Here is a 17,476-nt window from a genome sequence, read left to right on the forward strand (position 1 = left end):
GTAACGGCGGATGCGCTTCGCTTATCCGCCCTACGCAGATTTATACCGCTGCGCTCGGCCGTAGGGCGGATAAGCCGAAGGCGCATCCGCCGAAACCGAAGTCAATGTAACACCCACAAGGTCCTTAGGGCGGATCGGTCCGACGTATCGGAGCGAAGCGCATCCGCCGTTACCCCACAAGTTACGCGGGGTTATCGATGGTGCCGTTACAAATTGGCTGGAACGCCGTCAGTCGATCCATCATGGCGGCATTGCCCAGGCCATTGCGGGGGAACTTGTCCGCGTCTCCAAAGCGGCTCTGCTCACCGTGCAACGCCATGTAGTTGAGCACCACGGTTTCCACCAGCAGGTTGACGTTGTTGGCCGCCGGGGTGGAGGCGGTTTCCACGTCGCCGCTGGGACGCATGTAGCCGATCTGCTGATGCGCCTCCGGCCCGCCATTGGATTCAAGCAGCTGGGGGCGACCATTCGGGTTGTACACCAGGAAGAAGGACGCGGCGGTCTGTTGGTTATCACCGGTCCAGACGCCCTTGCCACGGCCCTCCGGTGAATCGTCGATCATGCCGTTGCTGAATACCGAGCCATCGCTGAACACATACACCATGATCGGCACGCCTTTACGGGCGGCGTATTCCAGGCAGGCGCCGATGCAGCGCCCGGCGCGCAGGTCGCGGATTTCGCCCGTGGCCCGGTCGCCGGTGTGGTAATCGTAGCCACCCATGGTGACGGTGCCCGCGCCCGCGCGGCCCTCCACCACCAGCTTCATCACCGAAGCGGTTTTGCGGAACTCCCGATCACTCATGAATTCGGCTTCCGAGAAAATACCGTTGGGACCGATGATATCCGGGTCCGCTTCCGGGTCGATGGAGGCCGGGTCGCCGAAGCGGGCCGCCAGATCGGCGCTTTTCACGTAGCCACAACTCAGAAGTTCCTTGAGCTGTTCATCCTCGGTGGTGCCAAAATTCAGGTTGTTCAGCCGCGCCCGGCTCATGCGGGTCATGGATTCCATCACCCGCACGGTGTCTTCCTGGCTGAGCATGTTGACCAGGTCCCCGGTATCCACCAGACCGGTGACATCACTGGGCTGGTCCACCTTGGTGGGGCGCACCTCCGGGTTGATCAGGGAGGCGGGCGCCAGGGAGTTGCCACCGGAGTCGTTGGCCCGTGAGCCGATCAGGGCCAGCAGCTCGCCGTTGGCGCCGGCGCGGTTGATGCCGTACATGGGGTTGTGGGGGTTATTACCCGTGTCGTTTTCTGAGCGGGCGGGAATCACGCAACCGTTGACCAACTCCGTGCGGGCGCCGGCCCGTTCCAGAATGCCGGCGAGCATCTGGCTGTCACTGTGAAACGCCAGGCCCAGGTCGGTGTTCACAAAATCCTCGGTGGAAGACTGGGGGGTCATGTCCCCCGGCAGGCCCTGCTTGCTGTAGCCGGCCGTGCTGAGGAAATCCAACTGGCCACCCGGGCCGCCCACCAGTACGTTGGAGCCCGCCATATTGGCGCCCCCGGCCAAGTCAAAGCAGATAAACGGAATCTTGCCCGCTCCGGTACTGGCGATCCCGCAGTCCTGGCGCAGCTGCTCGATGTCGTTGGCCAGGTTCACCTCTTGGGCGAGGGCGGAATTGACAATCAGCCCGCTCAACGAGCCACCGACGATGGTACCGGCCCCGGCTTTGAAGCCGTGGGAAATCAGCTCCCGCCGGGTCATGGGTCGGTGGTGACCGTCCAGCAGCAGGGGCGCATCCGGGTGCAGAGGAGCCTGTCGTTTAGCCATAATGGTTCGCCTTGTTGCTCCGGGTTGGGTCGAGATCAATGTTCATCAATAACGGTTCCTGAAAGCCGGTTACTGCACCAGCGTCAGCGCACTGCCCAATGTCGCCGCGCACAGGGCGGTAACGATGGTACGGCTGCGCTCGGCATCACCGCCGCTGACCGCCATCCGATCAATCAGATCATTCATTTCCGTGCGCAGAACCACCGGGTCCGCCTGGCTGGCCAGCGACTGGCCTTCAATTTCGGCGGCGAGCAGATGTTTCAATAACGGCTCGATCACCGCCGACCGACCGTCGGTATCAAAGGCACCACTGACACCGGCGCTGAAATCAAATCCGGCGTAATAGTCGCTGCGCTTGTCGCTGTCTGCGGTCAAAGCCGAACAGTAGACCACGGCCAGTTGGGTCACCCCCATCTGGTGCGCAGCGACAAAGCCGTCCACCTGCGGGGCGGTGGGCAATTGCTGGCGGACTTTTTCATAGGTGCCGACCACCGAGGCGGTGGTAGCCGGGATACCCGTGGCGGTAGACAGGGTGGCGTTGATTGCGGCAAAGGAGCGCAGACCGAGGCGTGGTTGATCCTCGATCACAGCGGGACTGCCCGGTGCTGGCGGCTCGGCTTCGACGCGAACAAACTCGTGCTCGCCCAACTGATCGAAGGTCAGGAAAAACTGATCACTGTCCGGCCCCTGCTGCAGCTCAATGACCGCACCCTGACCTGACAGCGGTTGGCGTCCCTCGACAAACGCCTCGGAACTGAGTTCGGTATCCAGGGCGGCAAATACCTGACCGGTCGGAGCCTCTCGACCATTGACGCCAACGCGTATGCCTTTGATCGGGGTGGGCGGTACGGTCACGTCATCATCCAGAGTCAGGAAAAAGGGCTCGGCAAACAGGTAACCGTAGTCGTCAAACTGCTGAACTTCAAAAGCGATGTACGCCGTTTGCGGATCCAGGCCGATTTTATCCGACACATCGAACAACAGATAAAACAGTGCGCCGACGCCCACCTCAAAATTGGTCCCGATCGCCTCGGGCGACAGGGCGCGATTATGGATGGCCAGGAGGCGGATGCTGCCGCTCCAGGCGTAGTCGCTGCCGGACACTTCGTTGCCGAGCACCAACGCGAAGGTTTCACTCCACTCTTCCAGCGCGGCGCCCGCCAGTGGATCTCCGTCATTGGTAAACTCACCATTCACATAAAGGCGCCGACCGTTGACCGGATCGAAAGTGGCCACCACATGTTGCAAGGTGGCCTGCAGACGTTCGTCGGCATCGTTGGTGGACAGGGCAGGCAGACCATTGACATCCGTTTCGCTGCTGCGATTGAGAAAATCGTAGTTGTAGAGCGTCTGGCCCAGAGTAAAATTGCGCACATCGTTGCTACCGGAGTAGCTGACAATGCGGGCGGTATCCGCACCGCCGTCCCCCTGGGTCACATTATCGGGAATCACCCAGGCTTCGATACTGTACTCACCAGTGGCGGTGAGCAGGTCGTGCAGCTTGCGGCTACCACTGGTGGCCGCCTGGGCCTTTCCGTCATTGCCGCTGCTGTTCAGGCGAAGCCCCCAGGAGCTCATCCACTGCACATCACCACTGAGATTGAGGTTGGCGGCGGGTTCGACACCACTGGTGTCGTAGGCGATGGGACCCTGTCCGGTTTTGAACTCGTACTTGGCAATAATGTGGGTGTCGATCCGTCCGCCGCTGCTGGCGACGATGCCGTTACCGAGACTGAGCGCCCGACTGACCACCAGATCCGGATTGATTTCTGTTTCAGGAATGCTGTCGGCGAACTCGGCGATGGCCGCGGTCATGGCATTGGCATCGCTCTGGCAGTCGTCACTCCAGCAGTTATGGCCCTCGTTCCCCAGTCGTTGCACCAGTCGGGAATCGGCCGGATCATCCAGGCGCATACGGGTGCGCGCCGCTTCGAAAGAGAGAGATACCGAGCTGCTGGCCAGGTAGGGCTGCTGTGCCGTGGGCGCGCTGCGTGTGTGACACTCGCTGCAGTATTCGGTCAACAACGGATAGACCGTGCTGGCAAAAGCGCCAGGTTCGGCAGGCATGATTTTACTGCTCCCCACGGCCTGATCATCCGGCGCCTCAAAGACCACCCGAGTACTGACCGAACCGGAGGCACTGGCCCAGGCCTCTACGTATCCCTCGATGATGTCGGCACAGGCGTCGGCGCTGGCCTGCCAACAGTTGTGGCCTTCGGCGACCTTGGTCACCAGACGAGAATTGGCGGGTTGTTCCAGGTCGATGTAATCATTGATATCCGCATAGGCCAAATTGATATCGTCCGAGCGCACAAAGGTGGGTTCCTGTCCGCCGGTGCCATGGCAACTGCCACAGCGGTTTTCCACCGCTAGTGGATCCCACACCGACAGTTTGAACTGCTGCACATCATCGGTCTGCGGCGCCGGGCCGTCGTAGGTGGCCGCCGGGGGTTCCTGATTGGGGTCAACATTCTGTTGGACGTCGCTGCCACTATCGGAGCCACAGCCTGCCAACAGGAATAGAAATCCGAGGATGATTGGAGAGTGCTTTATCAGGCTCATCATCACTCTCCCTTGCAGTAGTCAGCGGTGTCGATAAACGCGCGGCGCAGATCGAATCCGGCGTTGGCCAAGTTGGCGGTGGCGGTGTCGATCAACTGGTGATCCTCGGGGCTACCCGGTTGGCGCAGGCACACCTGACGAAAGACTTTTTCCACCTGACAGCTGGCAAACGCTTCACTGTGGGCCAGCTCCATGCCCATGCTCTTGGCGCCCTCACCGCTACCCGGCAGGGCATCGCTCCAGCCCAGCACCCGGTTGTTGCCTTTACGCCAGTAGTTGTCCCACTGGTCATCCATGGTCACATAGCCGTAACGGAAGGTATTGGCATTGATGTGGTACTTGGGCACCACGCGGGTGCCGGTTTCCGCTTCGGTTTCACCTTCGCGGTTGTAGGTCAGTCGGCCGTCCTCACCCTCGGGATCGGCGTCGGCATCATAGTCCCAGTTGTAATAGGCATAGGCCTGGGCCAGAGGATCCATGCCGTTATGACAGCCCATGCAGTTATTCAGGAAGACCCGACTGTCCCCTCCGGGGCTGCGACTGACATCCTGACGGATGCGGTCCGGGGTCAGGCTGGTGTCGTGCACCTGCTCCAGATCCCGGCACAGGTGATTGAGTAACGTGAAGCGGAACATGGCACGGTTGGTGCCCGCGTAAAAGAAGGCGCGCGCTGCGGCTCGACTGGTCATCACCCCGGCGGTCGCCTCGGCGGGCAGACCGTTGACATCCGACTGGGTGCGCTTGACCAGTACTTCCGGGTCGCCCAGCGGCAGGCCCTGGGTTTCCAGTGCCTCGTAATGCTGATTGTCGTCATTGGCATAGGCGGGCAATCCGCTGGCGCTTCCGACGTACAGAACGTTGTCGTAGAGCAGACCGCGAATGTCTTCCCCGTCGCGCACCATGCCGATAAAGGTGGCGGTGTAGTCGTTGAGCGGTGCAAACACGCTCTGATCCCGATTGGTCCAGGGCGTGGCCATGTTTTTCAGGGTGACGCTGTAAAAATGCTCATTGTCCATCGCCAACTCAACCGCAGCGTCGACGTCTCCCTCAGCGATCAGGTCGGCCATTTGCAACAGCACGCTTTCGCTGGGCGGCACGCCGGCAATCCGGTTGTGAATCTGCAGCGCCTGCTCCCGGGGGCCGGCCTGCGCCGCGACGCCAACCAGAATCAGCATCAGACAGAAAACGGAGCGCAGACGCATGACGCCGCGTAACGGAAGTTGGCGGGTGCTGTTCACGGTTATTCCCCAAGGCCATTGGTGCTTATCCGCCAGACCGGGCCACATTGGCCGGCGGGAGTCTGGTGGTTTTTGTGTAACATTTGACGCGCGTTCCAGACCATTATAGGGATGATACCGACCAGTTCCTGTGCGGGCTTAGCCACGGGTTTTGATAAGTGGGTCACACTTCCGGCATTCAATGCCGTTTTTTGGCACTGGATCCCATTCCGTCGGCCCCGAAAGCCCTGATAATGGCGCTTTTGCTCCGGGACATCCGTCATGACACTCCGTGCCATCACACGTTCGACATTGCTGCCGCTGCTGGCGCTGGGGCTCACTGCCTGTGGCGGTGGCGTGGGTGACCCGGTAGGGCCCGGCGAGGACAGCGGCGGCGGTCAGACACCGGACCCGGTGGTGGTGGATTTTCCGATTGTCTATGTGCTGCGCCCGGTACCCCGGGATGAAGACTCCGAGGAAATTCTGGCTGAGGTACTGACCGAGCCGGCCCGGTTTAACGCTGGCGCCCGACTGTACTTCCAGGACCGGGCCACCGCGACGGCGGGCCGGCGGGAGCTGACCGCCGGGCTGTTCGATGAGGAGGCGCTTTACGATGTAAAGGACATTGCCCCCCACCCGGATGGGGACCGCTTCCTGTTTGCCCTGCGGGCGCCGGAGATCGAAGACGCGGATGACGACGAGCAACCCACCTGGAATATCTGGGAATACGATCTGAACACCGAGTCCCTACGCCGGGTGATCAGCTCCGATCTGAGTGCCGAGGCAGGTCAGGACGTCAGCCCGCAGTATCTGCCCGATGACCGCATCCTGTTCAGCTCCACCCGCCAGAGCCGCAGCCGGGCGGTGCTGCTTGACGACGGCAAACCCCAATTCGCGGCCCAGACCGAAAACGACAATCAGGATGCCCTGGTGCTCCACGTGATGGATGCGGACGGGCGCAATATCGACCAGATCAGCTACAACCAGAGCCACGACCTGCAGCCGCTGATCGACGCCGACGGCCGGGTGCTGTTCACCCGCTGGGATGGTTTCGCGCAAAACCGGCTGAGCTTCTATCAGCTCAACCCCGATGGAACGGGCCTGGCGCCGCGCTACGGTTACCACAGTCTGGCCGGCAGTGAGGCACCCGCCCTCTTCTCGACCCAATTGACACTGGGCGGTCAATTGCTGGCCATTGCCAAGCCACAAGACGAGCTGCTGGGCGGAGACCTGGTGCGGGTGGATGTGGCCAACCATGTCGAGAATGATCAGACGCTGGACGGTGTCGAGGGCGGCCCGGCCCAGAGGTCACTCGCCGATCGACCCATTCCCCTGAACGGCGATATCTCCCGCGCCGGGCTCTACCACGCGGCCTATCCCATGCAGGATGGTAGTGAGCGCTTACTGGTCAGTTGGAGCCCCTGCCGGGTGTCCGTGCCCGAACCCGAGCAGGAGGATGGCGTCCGGATTCGCCCCTGTACCGACGAATGGCTGAACATCGAGGGTAGCGAACCCGCCCCACCGCTGTTCGGCCTGTGGGTGTTTGACCCGGAGGGCCCCACTCAGCAACCGGTGGTGCTGCCGGAAGAAGACCAGATGGTCACCGACCCCATCGCCCTGGAGCCCCGCCCCCGGCCCGGCTTTCAGGAGCCCCTGGTGGGCGAGTCCAACTGGGTCAGTGAAGGCGTCGGGGTACTGCATATTCAGAGTGTGTACGACCTGGACGGCGAGGCGAGCGTCGATATCGACGCGCTGATGGACCCGGCCCAGACCACGGCTGAGGAGCGACCGGCCCGCTTCCTGCGACTGCTGAAAGCCGTCTCCAGCCCGGACAACGATACCCTGAACGACCAGGACGGCGAGGTGTTCGGCAACCGCTTCAACCAGAACCGGGGCCTGCTGGAAATTCTCGGCTATGTGCCCATCGAGCCCGACGGGTCGGTAATGACCAAGGTGCCCGCGGATATCGCTTTCAGTTTCGATATCGTCGATGCCGAGGGCACCCGGATCATGCCCCCGCACCGCAACTGGTTGCAATTACGTCCCGGGGAGCAACGCAATTGTCAGGGCTGTCACAGCGCCGATAGTGAAGTCCCCCACGGCCACCCCGAACGCGGGCCGCTACCCGCTTATACTGGCGCGGATACCGAGGGCCTCCCCTTTCCCAATACCCGGCGCACGGATCGATTTGACACCCCGGTGTTTCCCGAGCTGGAGCAGACCATGGCCGAGTTCGACGCGGCCATCGCCTTCACCTGCAGCAACCCCGATGATCCCGCCACCTGCAGCCCCAGAGGTCCCCGAAATCCGGACGTGAATATCCGCTACACCGACATCTGGACCGACCCGGCGGTGCGCGAGCCCGACCCGGATCACCAGCGCCTGTACAGCGCCCTGGCGGCGGACGATTACCGTGAGTACGCCAATGGCGAAAACCCTGACGAAGGCCTGACCGTCTCGGCCACTTACCCGCCCACCAGCGAAGGCTGCCAGACCCAATGGACCGCGTTGTGCCGGGTGGTGATCAATTATGAAAACCATATTCAGAACCTGTGGGAGCGTCAGCGGCTGCTGACCGAGGAAAACGACGAGGGTCAGGCGACGTTGGTCCTGGATGAATTCTATGAGCCCGTGGACCACACCTGTGTGGGCTGTCACACCCGTTTCGACGCCGACGATGCGCCTCGGGTCCCCGCCGGCCAGTTGGAGCTGACCCGCAATGCGGCAGGCAACGGTCAGATGACGTCTTACCTTGAGCTACTCAATGGTGACGATGAGGTGACGCTGGTCGATGGCGCGGTGGTCGATCTGTTGGTGGAAACCGGGGAGTTTGAAACCGATGAGGAGGGTGAGCTGGTATTGGATGACGACGGCAACCCGATTCCGATTATGACCACGGTGCCGGTACAAGCGCCATTATCCCGAGGCGGAGCCGCTGCCAGCGCCGCGTTCTTTGCCCGTTTTGAACAGACGAACGACCTGACCGATCCCGACGCGGTGGATCACCGTGGTATGCTCAACCCCAATGAACTCCGACTCCTGCGGGAATGGCTCGACACCGGCGCCCGCTATTACAATAACCCTTTTGACCGGGCGCGACAGGACGACGAATGAGGGACTTGGTTTTTTTGCACGGGCTTGAACCTTCTGGTTTAGCTTCACGTCCGGTCAGGGGCGGGGTATACCCTTCCAGGACTCGCTGTAAATACATCCCTGTACGCTCGGGATCGCGAATCCCGCGCTCTACGGTCCTGGAAGGGTATACCCCGCCCCTGACCTCCTCACTCTGTAGAAAACTCGGGAGGAGCACCGCCCAAAGTCACTGGAGAGAGAGGGGTGAGCTACAGAGCACTGAGGGCCGATGTGGGGTGAAGCGTTTCAAGACCCTCACCCGCGGGACTAGCGGTGAGGAGCGTACAGGGATGTATTTACAGCGAGTCTTGAAACGCTTCACCCCACAGCGGACCGGACGTTCAGCCATCACCGCAGGCATAAAAACATTCCTTATTGCGATGCTGACTTTACTCAGCGCACTGACAACCGCCGACGACCCGACAGTAACCGTCGCCACCACTTATATCGACGTTCATACCGGCCCCGGCAAAGGGTATCCGATCTTTCATATCGTCGAAAAAGACGAAGCCATCACCCTGGAAAAACGCCGCACCGACTGGATCAAAATCACCACCCGGCGCGGCAAAACCGGCTGGATACACGCCGACAGCCTCGCCAACACCTTCGATGGTAACGGCCAGGCCCCCGACATTCGTGCACCCAGTCGCGAGGACTATGGCGAGCGGCGTTGGGAACTTGGCTTTGCCGGGGGAGACTTTGATGGGGCCGACTCCCTCGGACTCAACCTCGGGTTTCGCTTTACCGAACACCTCACCGCCGACCTGCGTCTCGGGCAAAACACCGGGCAGTTTTCTGACAGCCGGATTGCCAGTGTCGGGTTGATGCACCAGCCCTTTCCCGACTGGTGGGTCTCGCCCTATTTCCGGCTGGGTACCGGGCAGATCCGTATTCAACCGAGTGCGACGCTGGTGGAAGCCGAGGACCGGGAAGACAATCTGTTTCAGACCAGCCTGGGTGCTTACGTCTACCTGACCCGGCGCTTTTTCCTGCGCCTGGAAATGACCCAACATCAGATACTCACCAGCCGCGACACCAACGAAGAGGTTAACGAATGGCAACTGGGTTTCAACGTCTACTTCTGACACTCGCCCTGGCGAGCACGGCACCGCTGGCCCTCGCTCAAGACGGGCCGCTGGGTGATATTGTCGGCCCGGACGAGGAGCGCCGGCGGATCAGTGAGCGCGACCTGGACACCGAGAATTTCGAGCTGGGTGTGTTCTACGGGCTGATGAGCGTGGAGGATTTCGGCAGCAATCCCGTGGCCGGGGTCAGCCTGAGCTATCATGTCACCGAAGCGATTTTCCTGCAGGCCAACGCCGCCCAAACCGAAACCCGGGAAACCAGCTATGAATTGCTGAGCGGTGCGGTGGAGCTGCTCACCGAAGACCAGCGGGACTACACCTATTACAATCTTTCCCTGGGTTACAATTTCCTGCCGGGGCAGATTTATCTCACGGAAAACTGGAGCTTCAACACCAGCGCCTATGTCATCGGCGGCGCGGGCAATACCGAGTTCGCCGGGCAGGATTACTTTACCTACAACCTGGGCGCCGGTTTCAAACTGTACACCACCGACTGGCTGGCTCTGGATCTGGGCATGCGCGGCCACGTGTTTACCCACGAGCTGTTCGGCCGGGAAGTGGAAGTCAATAATCTGGAGGCACGTCTGGGCGTGTCGCTGTTTTTCTAATCATGATGATCAGGTTTTAAGAGAGGAATTGAGCCATGAGATTGACGCACTATTTGCTGGTTGCCCTGTTCGGTTTCGCGGCCTCGGCTTATGCCGAGAAAGCGCCGGACTTCACCCTGAAAAGCGACAGCGGCGACAACGTCCGGCTGGAAGAGCAGCGTGGCAAGGTGGTGATGATCAACTTCTGGGCCTCCTGGTGCGCGCCCTGCCGCAAGGAGATGCCGCTGCTGGAAGAGCTACACGATCGCTACGAGCAGGCCGGCTTCACCCTGTTCGGCGTCAACGTCGAGCAGAACCCCAAAGCCGCGCAGAAATTCCTGGATGACGTGGGCGTCACCTTCCCGATTCTGTACGACCCCGACAGCACCGCCAGCCGCGCTTACCAGGTGAGCGCCATGCCCACCACTGTGATGGTGGATCGCGATGGCAATGTGCGTTACGTCAATCGCGGCTACAAAGACGGTGATGAAGCCAAGTACCGCGACCAGATCCGGGAGTTGATTCGCGAATGAAGCCCCTTCGCTACAGCCTCGCGCTCACCGTCTGCGCACTGCTCGGTGCCTGCAGTGTGCAGCCCTGGGTACAACCCTACGAACGCCAGAAGCTCGCCGACCCGATCATGAGCTTTGATCGCGACCCGGCCTCCAGCAGTTATCTGGGGCATGTGCACGACGCCCGGGAGGCCGGTCGTGGCGCTGATGGCAGTGCGGGAGGCGGCTGTGGCTGCAACTGATCGATCGCGCACGCGGGTAAGGCACTGGCTGGCGCTGCTGGTTGTCGGGTGTTTTGCCGGCACCGCCGGGGCGTCCGTACTGCCCGAAGAGCGCATCGATGTTCTGTATCACAGCTACGATGGGGGCGGCGTCAAGATTGACGGGCCTTCGGTGTTGGTGCGCAAAAGCATTGGCGAATCGGTCTCGGTGTCCGGTAAGTATTACGTCGATACCGTCAGCGGCGCGTCCATTGATGTGGAAGCCGCCGGGGTGGACGTCAACTCCGCCGCCAGTCCCTACGCCGAAGAGCGTACCGAGTACAACGCCGGTATCGACTATCTGAACGACCGCACCTTGATCAGCGCCGGCTACGCTACCAGCCAGGAAAATGATTACGACGCGGAAACCGTCAGCTTTGGTATCACCCAAACTTTTTTTGGCGACCTGACCACCGTCAGCCTCACCACCAGCTACGGCGACGATGTGATCGGTCGCAACGATCGACCGGACTTTGAAGAGCATCTGGAGCGCCGCCGCTACGGACTGACCCTGACCCAGATTCTGCGCACCGACCTGATTGCCGCGTTCAGTTATGAAGCGGTCATTGACGAGGGTTTTCTGAACAATGCGTATCGGCAGGTGCGCTACCGGGACTCAAGTAGCGCCCGCGGCTACAGCTATCAACCGGAAGTCTATCCCAACACCCGCAACAGCGACGCCTTCGGTCTCCGGGCCATTTACCACCTGCCCAACCGCCGCTCCGCTCTACGCGTAGAGTACCGATACTTTCAGGACAACTGGGCGATCGAAGCCCACACCGGTGAGCTGCGCTACACCCACAGTCACGACGACAACTGGCTATTTGAATTGAAGCTGCGCCACTACGACCAGACCGGCGCGGACTTTTACTCGGATCTATACGACTTCCGCGACGCCCAGAACTACCTGGCCCGCGATAAGGAAATGGGGCCCTTCAGCTCCAATACGATTGGCTTGGGTGCCACCTATAATTTACCGCGCTTCGCCATCCCGGGTTTTGAACGCAGCAGCATCAACCTCTATTGGGACCACATCCGTTTTGACTACGAAGACTTTCGCGATGTCCGGGTTTCCCCCGACGAATACGCCGCCGGGGAAGAACCGCTGTATCAGTTTGATGCCAACGTGATCCGGTTTTATCTATCCTTCTGGTTTTAACATTGCCAGCGTTTTGGCATATTACGCTGGCGCTTAAAACCGGACTGTCGCTTCGACACCGAAACCGTCCAGCTCTCCGATATCCTGATAAAAACCGGAGAGACTCCACCGATCGGTAAAGAATTTCCTGATCCTCAGTTGATTCCCATTGATGAACTTTGGTCCACTTCCAACCCCTTCGGACCGCTGGTAACCAACACTCAACGTTCGGTCAATATAGTAATCCACCGCAAGCGCCAAACGATCCTGACCAAAGTCATCATAGTCGTAATTCGCCTGAACGGCTAACGATGGGCCAAAGTGATCAAAAACGTACTTGGCATTCAGGTTCCAGTTCTCATCCAGCTCCTGATCTTCATAAAAGGTACTGTAAACCAACAGCCCCTCAACCGGCGTCAGGCCCAGCGATGCGTTCCAGGTCGTGTCACTGGAAAAAGGAGAGTCCGAGTCATAGTCAAAGCGACGGGCCGTCAGGCCAACATAAAAAAGGTCGCCCGGAACATACAATTCCGCACTGATATCGGTTCTATCGGTCGTAGCATTCGTGCCGAGTATGGTGTAACTGCCAAAGTCGTCAACAATCTCCCGGTCCTGGGATGAGCGGTCAATACGGGAGTGCCGGACACTTAAATTACTTTCGCGCTCCAGGAATGCGGCTTCCGCCAGAGGATGATCGCGGGTCTCAACGGGTGAAAAATAGTAGGTTCCCGAGACAGAGACATTATCGATATCCGTTGTTGGGGTGTCTATTTGATTGTAGTGCCCACTGAGTTCCCACTGATATTCATCGGCAAGGGCACCAACGGTGGGGAGAAGAAGCGCGGCCGGGAGGATACATCTCGTTATTTTTGACGTACGTTTAATCATAAAAAATCTCCATAAATCGCATTTCATCGATCTGGCAAATACTCCTGATGCCATATCCTGTAAAACCCCTGTACTCCTGGGGCGTCAGATTAGTGTACGCAAAAGATCGGTAAGTTCCACAGCGTCGCCATGCATTAACATAACTTTTCTGCGACATTCGGCGATAAAGCGGCCTTGTGCGACAAGCAGGCAAGGCCGCCACGCCGACCTTACTTGCCTCTGGGACCGATAAACAACCAGATGATAAAACCGAGGAAGGGAAGGAACAGCAGGACCAGAATCCAGATGAGCTTGGCGGTGCTCGACTCCTTGCTCTGGGCCACCTGCAATAGGGCGTAGATCACGCACACGAGCAGAATAAGACCCAGAATACCGGTAATCTCAATGGACATAGAGGCGCTCCTTTGTTGATTTGGTGGCGCTTGGATGGATGCCGAGACGCCTGTGGTCAGCGACCTTATCTCGGCAAGAAATCGAAAGTATAGTTCACTTGCGTCACGGTCACATCGGCATCGGGGAAGGTGATCAGCAGAATTCGGGCCAGCAGGCGCTGTTCAAGTTCTTCACTGTTCAATTCACTGGACTCGATCCGCGCTTCGGAGATTTCCCCGCTGGGCTCGATGACCATACGCACCACCAGTTTACCCTGCAGGAGCGGATCCTGGCGCAGGGCGCGGTTGTAGATGGCAAAGATGGCGCCCATGTGCTGATCGATGACCTGACGGATTTCCTCGTCGCTGCGAGCGGCCAGCTCTCTCGGGCCGCTCGCAGCGGCTTCCGCCTCGGCGGCTGCCAGCGCTTCGGCCTCATCGCTGACCCGGGTGGATTCCCGGGCGGCCAGCTCCCCACCGCCGGTATCCCGGCTGAGTTGATCGGTATCGATGCCACCGCTGTCCTCGGCGACCTGCCCTTCCAGGCGGTTGCGTTCGGGCCGCTCGGCCTCGGACTGACCCTCGGACAGGGCGGCCTGCTCGACCTTACGGGTATCCAGGGTATTGCGCATGGCGGCCAGAGCGTCCCGATGTTGCATCAGGCCACTGCGAGCGGCGGTTTCCCGGGCCTCTTCCACCCGGGCAGGGGGCGGTGGCTCAGGTTGAGGCTCGGGTTCCGGCAGGGGTTCGGGCTCAGGCTCCGGTTCTGTCTCTTCCGGCTCGGGTTCGGGCTCCGGTTCCGGCTCGGGCTCAGGAGGCGGTGGCGGCTCCTCTTTTTCCAGTATCACCCGGGCCAGTTGCGGTGGCAGCTCCGGTGCCTCGTCCCGGCTGGGCTCTGGCAAGGGCACGAACGGAATCACCAGCCCGAGAATGAGCAACAGTATGATCAGCCCGCGCAGAATTCGCCGGTAGCGCTGATCGTCCTCGGCGCTGGATTCCCAGGGCAGCTCGGTGTTGGGGCTCGGATATCGGGTCATATCAGCCCTCGGCCTCCGAGGCGATCTGGTCGACCGCCAGAGCGATATCGCGATAGTCCGAGGCGGCGCAGGTGGCCATCACTTTTTTCAGCAGTTTATAGGGAATGCCTTTATCCCCCATGATGGTGATCGGTCGGCCGATCTGCGCCTCGGCCTCCGTCAGCGGTCGGGCACGCTCGGCGCGCAGGGCCAACTCTTCCGATAAACCGGGGATCTCTTCGTCCTGCTGCGCCAGAACATCGGCCACGGACGCCACCGGTCGACCGTTTACCAGAATCTGCTCATCCCCCACCACCAGCAGCAGACTTTCATCCGGTTGCTGGTCCGCCACCGAGGCGGGCAACTCGATATTTTTATCCCGGCTGAGCACTTCCACCTCGGAGGAGTTGACCAGCAGGAAGAACACCAGAATGGTGAAGATGTCCATCAGGGACACCAGATTAAGCTTGGGCAACTGACTCAGGCGACGGTGGTGCCGGGCCATCCGGCGGGCGCGCATGGACTGCTTCATTCGCTCGCCTCCTGTGCGGGGGCATCGCCCAGGGAAATGACCGGGAAGAGTTCCGCGTTCACTACCGATGCGGCCACTACCGCCCTGAAGGATCGGGCGGTGTCCATCGCACTGACCAGCGTCTGATAGGGACTATCGGGCTCGGACAGAATGACAATATCGTTTTTGTCGATGCCCTGATTCTTGAGCGTCTGTTTCACCTGCTGGAGCAATTCCGACAGGGCGGGCAGGTCCGGCTCACCGTCTTGATGAGGCACCCGCTCGACGGGAGCACCGGCGGGGAAGTTCACCTGGAAATAATCGTCACGAATAATCAGTTCAATCTGCTTATTGGGCTCGTCGGTTTCGCTCGCTTCGCTGCTGGCACTTTTGGGCAGTTGCAAATCCAGTACGGTGATGCGGGCGAATACCATGCTCATCAACAACACCGGCACCAATATGATCATCAGATTCATAAAGGAGGTGATGTCGAGTTCGGCTTCTTCTCTGTGTCGATGGCGCCGTCGATGAAACATCGCGCTTGCTGTCCTTTAACCGGGTAAGAAGGCCGCGAGGACGGCGTCAGGCTTGTGCCGATGGTTCAGAACCGGGCTTACCGCTCGCCCGCTGAGCCGTGCCCACCCCCATCAGGTTCAGGCATTTGACGCCCGCCATTTCGAGACTGTCGATGATCTCGGTGGTTTTGGTCTGCAGGGTGGCGTGAAACAGCAACAGGGGAATGGCCGACATAAGGCCAAAGGCGGTGGTGTTCATGGCCACAGAAATACTGGCCGAGAGCAGGTTGGCTTTTTCCGCCGGGTCGGCATCGGCCACCGCAGTGAAGGCGGCGATCAGACCGATGATGGTGCCGAGCAGGCCAAGCAGGGTGGCGATATTGGCCAGAGTCGCCAGATAGGGCGTGCGCTTTTCCAGACGGGGCATGGCTTCCATGACCCCCTCTTCCATCGCCAGCTCAATGTCGTCGCGACGCTGGGACTGGCTCATCCGGGCGACGCCCGCACTGATGATCCGGGCAATGGGGGCTCGGGAGGTCTGGCCGAGTTTCATCACGCCGGCGTAATCGCGCTTTTTCAGCAGTGGCATCAGTTGCTGAAAGGCCTTGCGGTTGGCGGACTTGGCGTGAGTCAGGTAGAGCCAGCGCTCCAGCGCCACGGCCACCCCAACCACCAGCACCAGTGCAATGGGATACATGAAGGGGCCGCCGTTCTGGAAAAAACGCAGCACGGTAGTGATAAATTCCATGGGTATTGCCCTCAAAATGCAAACGCGACGTCGCCCGTATAGAACGACGGATGTTTATAAAGCCTGCTATGTTTTTTGAATATATTTTTTGAAATAGTGTTGAGACGGGCAAACCCGCCTGACGCGTTGATCATTATGCCGACTTGGCCGCAGCGAAACTGTGAAGCAGGTTGGTTTTTGGGAGGATTCCGCTGCCGTTCAGTCGGCGATTTCGACCGTCTCTTCCCGCTGACGCAAGGTGCGCTGCAATTCATCCCGTTCGACGTGACCGAAGACGCTCTCCAGTTGCCGCTCCAGGGGGTCATAGTCCGGCTCAGGACTTTCCGGAGTCTGCCAGGGCACCACGTGAAAAACCTGGGGCTGCTCGCGGTTGCCGGTCACCCGGGATTCCAGCTCGATCACCGGCCCGGCGTCCCGCTCAGTGTCGGTTTCACTGTCTTGCGCCCAAAGCGACGCGGATAACCCCGCCAGCAGCAAGAAAAACAGCCCTCGAGTCCAATGGTTCATTGTGCCTCCTCCGCGGCCAGGCGCCGCTCCAGATCCACGATCCAGCCCGCCACCCGACGGTCCGGTTCATCCTGACGCTGCTGGTAGGCGCGGTAGTGCAATAGCGCCTGTTCACCTTCGCCCCGATACAGGTCCAGCAAGATCCCCAGGTTCAGGTGGCTTTGGGCGTGAAACGGCCAGACCGTCAGCGCCTGCCGATAGGACTGCTCGGCGGCCTCGAAATCACCGGCCTCACGCTGCAACAGGGCCAGCTGGTTGTAGGCGTCCAGGTTATTGGGATTGATCGACAGGGCCTGCTCAAGGGCGGCCTTGGCCTCCGCTACCCGACCCTGTTCACTGTGAATTTTCGCCAGGTTGACCCAGGGGCCGGACAGTGCGGGATACTGCTCGGTCATCGCACTCAGCAGCTGCTGTGCCTGTGCGTCATCGCCCTGGGCCATGGCCGCCAGAGCCCGGTCGAAGTCCGCCCGGGCCTGAGCGCTGACACTCACCGCCATCTGTTCGTAAGGGTTGGGGGTTACCGGGCCTTGGGGCAGCGCCGATGGCGCCGATGCCTCGGTTGACACGTCCACCTCCGCCTCCGGCTCCGATTGGGGCGCCGTGGCACAGGCGGTCAGCCCCAGAAAGGCACACAGCATAGCCAGCCTCCGCAC

At 60.4% G+C, this 17,476-nt stretch carries 17 protein-coding genes; 6 read left to right on the forward strand and 11 right to left on the reverse strand.

Translation table 11 applies throughout. The features are described from left to right. Positions 1-181: 181 nt before the first annotated feature. The 3 genes from N645_RS0110885 to N645_RS0110895 form a co-directional block, all read right to left on the reverse strand. Positions 182-1,774, reverse strand: coding sequence for a hypothetical protein (locus N645_RS0110885; protein ID WP_024461542.1), 1,593 nt, complete (start codon positions 1,772-1,774; stop codon positions 182-184). A 69-nt stretch (positions 1,775-1,843) separates the two neighbouring features. Further along, positions 1,844-4,336 (reverse strand): LamG domain-containing protein, encoded by a 2,493-nt coding sequence (locus N645_RS0110890; protein ID WP_024461543.1) that lies wholly within the window; start codon positions 4,334-4,336, stop codon positions 1,844-1,846. A gap of 2 nt (positions 4,337-4,338) precedes the next feature. Further along, positions 4,339-5,538 carry a hypothetical protein gene (locus N645_RS0110895; RefSeq protein WP_024461544.1) on the reverse strand — a complete coding sequence of 400 codons (1,200 nt, stop codon included), beginning with the start codon at positions 5,536-5,538 and terminating at the stop codon, positions 4,339-4,341. Between the two features lie 297 nt (positions 5,539-5,835). On the opposite strand from N645_RS0110895, the gene N645_RS0110905 reads away from it, so the two are divergent. From N645_RS0110905 to N645_RS0110930, 6 genes are all read left to right on the forward strand, one after another. Beyond that, positions 5,836-8,667 carry a hypothetical protein gene (locus tag N645_RS0110905; RefSeq protein WP_024461546.1) on the forward strand — a complete coding sequence of 944 codons (2,832 nt, stop codon included), beginning with the start codon at positions 5,836-5,838 and terminating at the stop codon, positions 8,665-8,667. A gap of 398 nt (positions 8,668-9,065) precedes the next feature. Next, on the forward strand, positions 9,066-9,770 hold the full coding sequence (locus N645_RS0110910; RefSeq protein ID WP_081666063.1) for an SH3 domain-containing protein: 705 nt from the start codon (positions 9,066-9,068) through the stop codon (positions 9,768-9,770). Beyond that, positions 9,740-10,378: an outer membrane beta-barrel domain-containing protein gene (locus N645_RS0110915; RefSeq protein WP_024461548.1), complete on the forward strand. Its 639-nt coding sequence runs from the start codon at positions 9,740-9,742 to the stop codon at positions 10,376-10,378. Before N645_RS0110910 ends, N645_RS0110915 begins: the two co-directional genes overlap by 31 nt. Positions 10,379-10,413: 35 nt before the next feature. Then, positions 10,414-10,890, forward strand: a complete 477-nt coding sequence (locus N645_RS16990) for a TlpA disulfide reductase family protein (protein ID WP_036160861.1) — start codon at positions 10,414-10,416, stop codon at positions 10,888-10,890. After that, positions 10,887-11,111: a DUF4266 domain-containing protein gene (locus tag N645_RS0110925; protein WP_024461549.1), complete on the forward strand. Its 225-nt coding sequence runs from the start codon at positions 10,887-10,889 to the stop codon at positions 11,109-11,111. The genes N645_RS16990 and N645_RS0110925 overlap by 4 nt, the downstream gene beginning before the upstream one ends. Further along, complete coding sequence (locus N645_RS0110930; protein ID WP_024461550.1) at positions 11,098-12,288, forward strand: DUF3570 domain-containing protein; 1,191 nt, start codon at positions 11,098-11,100, stop codon at positions 12,286-12,288. Before N645_RS0110925 ends, N645_RS0110930 begins: the two co-directional genes overlap by 14 nt. A 33-nt stretch (positions 12,289-12,321) precedes the next feature. On the opposite strand, the gene N645_RS0110935 is transcribed toward N645_RS0110930, so the two are convergent. From N645_RS0110935 to N645_RS0110970, 8 genes are all read right to left on the reverse strand, one after another. Next, a complete protein-coding gene (locus N645_RS0110935) occupies positions 12,322-13,155 on the reverse strand; it encodes a putative porin (protein WP_024461551.1) in 834 nt (277 codons plus the stop codon). 209 nt (positions 13,156-13,364) lie between these two features. Continuing rightward, the gene (locus N645_RS0110940) at positions 13,365-13,547 is read right to left on the reverse strand and encodes a PLDc N-terminal domain-containing protein (RefSeq protein ID WP_024461552.1); all 183 of its coding nucleotides are present in this window, start codon (positions 13,545-13,547) and stop codon (positions 13,365-13,367) included. A 65-nt stretch (positions 13,548-13,612) separates the two neighbouring features. Then, complete coding sequence (locus tag N645_RS0110945; protein ID WP_024461553.1) at positions 13,613-14,563, reverse strand: AgmX/PglI C-terminal domain-containing protein; 951 nt, start codon at positions 14,561-14,563, stop codon at positions 13,613-13,615. Position 14,564: 1 nt separating this feature from the next. Beyond that, positions 14,565-15,074 carry a biopolymer transporter ExbD gene (locus N645_RS0110950; protein WP_024461554.1) on the reverse strand — a complete coding sequence of 170 codons (510 nt, stop codon included), beginning with the start codon at positions 15,072-15,074 and terminating at the stop codon, positions 14,565-14,567. Then, complete coding sequence (locus N645_RS0110955; RefSeq protein ID WP_024461555.1) at positions 15,071-15,589, reverse strand: biopolymer transporter ExbD; 519 nt, start codon at positions 15,587-15,589, stop codon at positions 15,071-15,073. Before N645_RS0110955 ends, N645_RS0110950 begins: the two co-directional genes overlap by 4 nt. A 46-nt stretch (positions 15,590-15,635) precedes the next feature. After that, positions 15,636-16,316, reverse strand: coding sequence for a MotA/TolQ/ExbB proton channel family protein (locus tag N645_RS0110960; RefSeq protein ID WP_036160864.1), 681 nt, complete (start codon positions 16,314-16,316; stop codon positions 15,636-15,638). Between the two features lie 198 nt (positions 16,317-16,514). Continuing rightward, entirely contained in the window at positions 16,515-16,823 is a 309-nt protein-coding gene (locus tag N645_RS16995; RefSeq protein WP_024461557.1) for a hypothetical protein, read from the reverse strand. After that, on the reverse strand, positions 16,820-17,461 hold the full coding sequence (locus N645_RS0110970) for a tetratricopeptide repeat protein (RefSeq protein ID WP_036160866.1): 642 nt from the start codon (positions 17,459-17,461) through the stop codon (positions 16,820-16,822). The genes N645_RS16995 and N645_RS0110970 overlap by 4 nt, the downstream gene beginning before the upstream one ends. Positions 17,462-17,476: the final 15 nt, after the last annotated feature.

It is taken from the genome of Marinimicrobium sp. LS-A18, assembly GCF_000463525.1.
Classification (GTDB): domain Bacteria; phylum Pseudomonadota; class Gammaproteobacteria; order Pseudomonadales; family Cellvibrionaceae; genus Marinimicrobium; species Marinimicrobium koreense.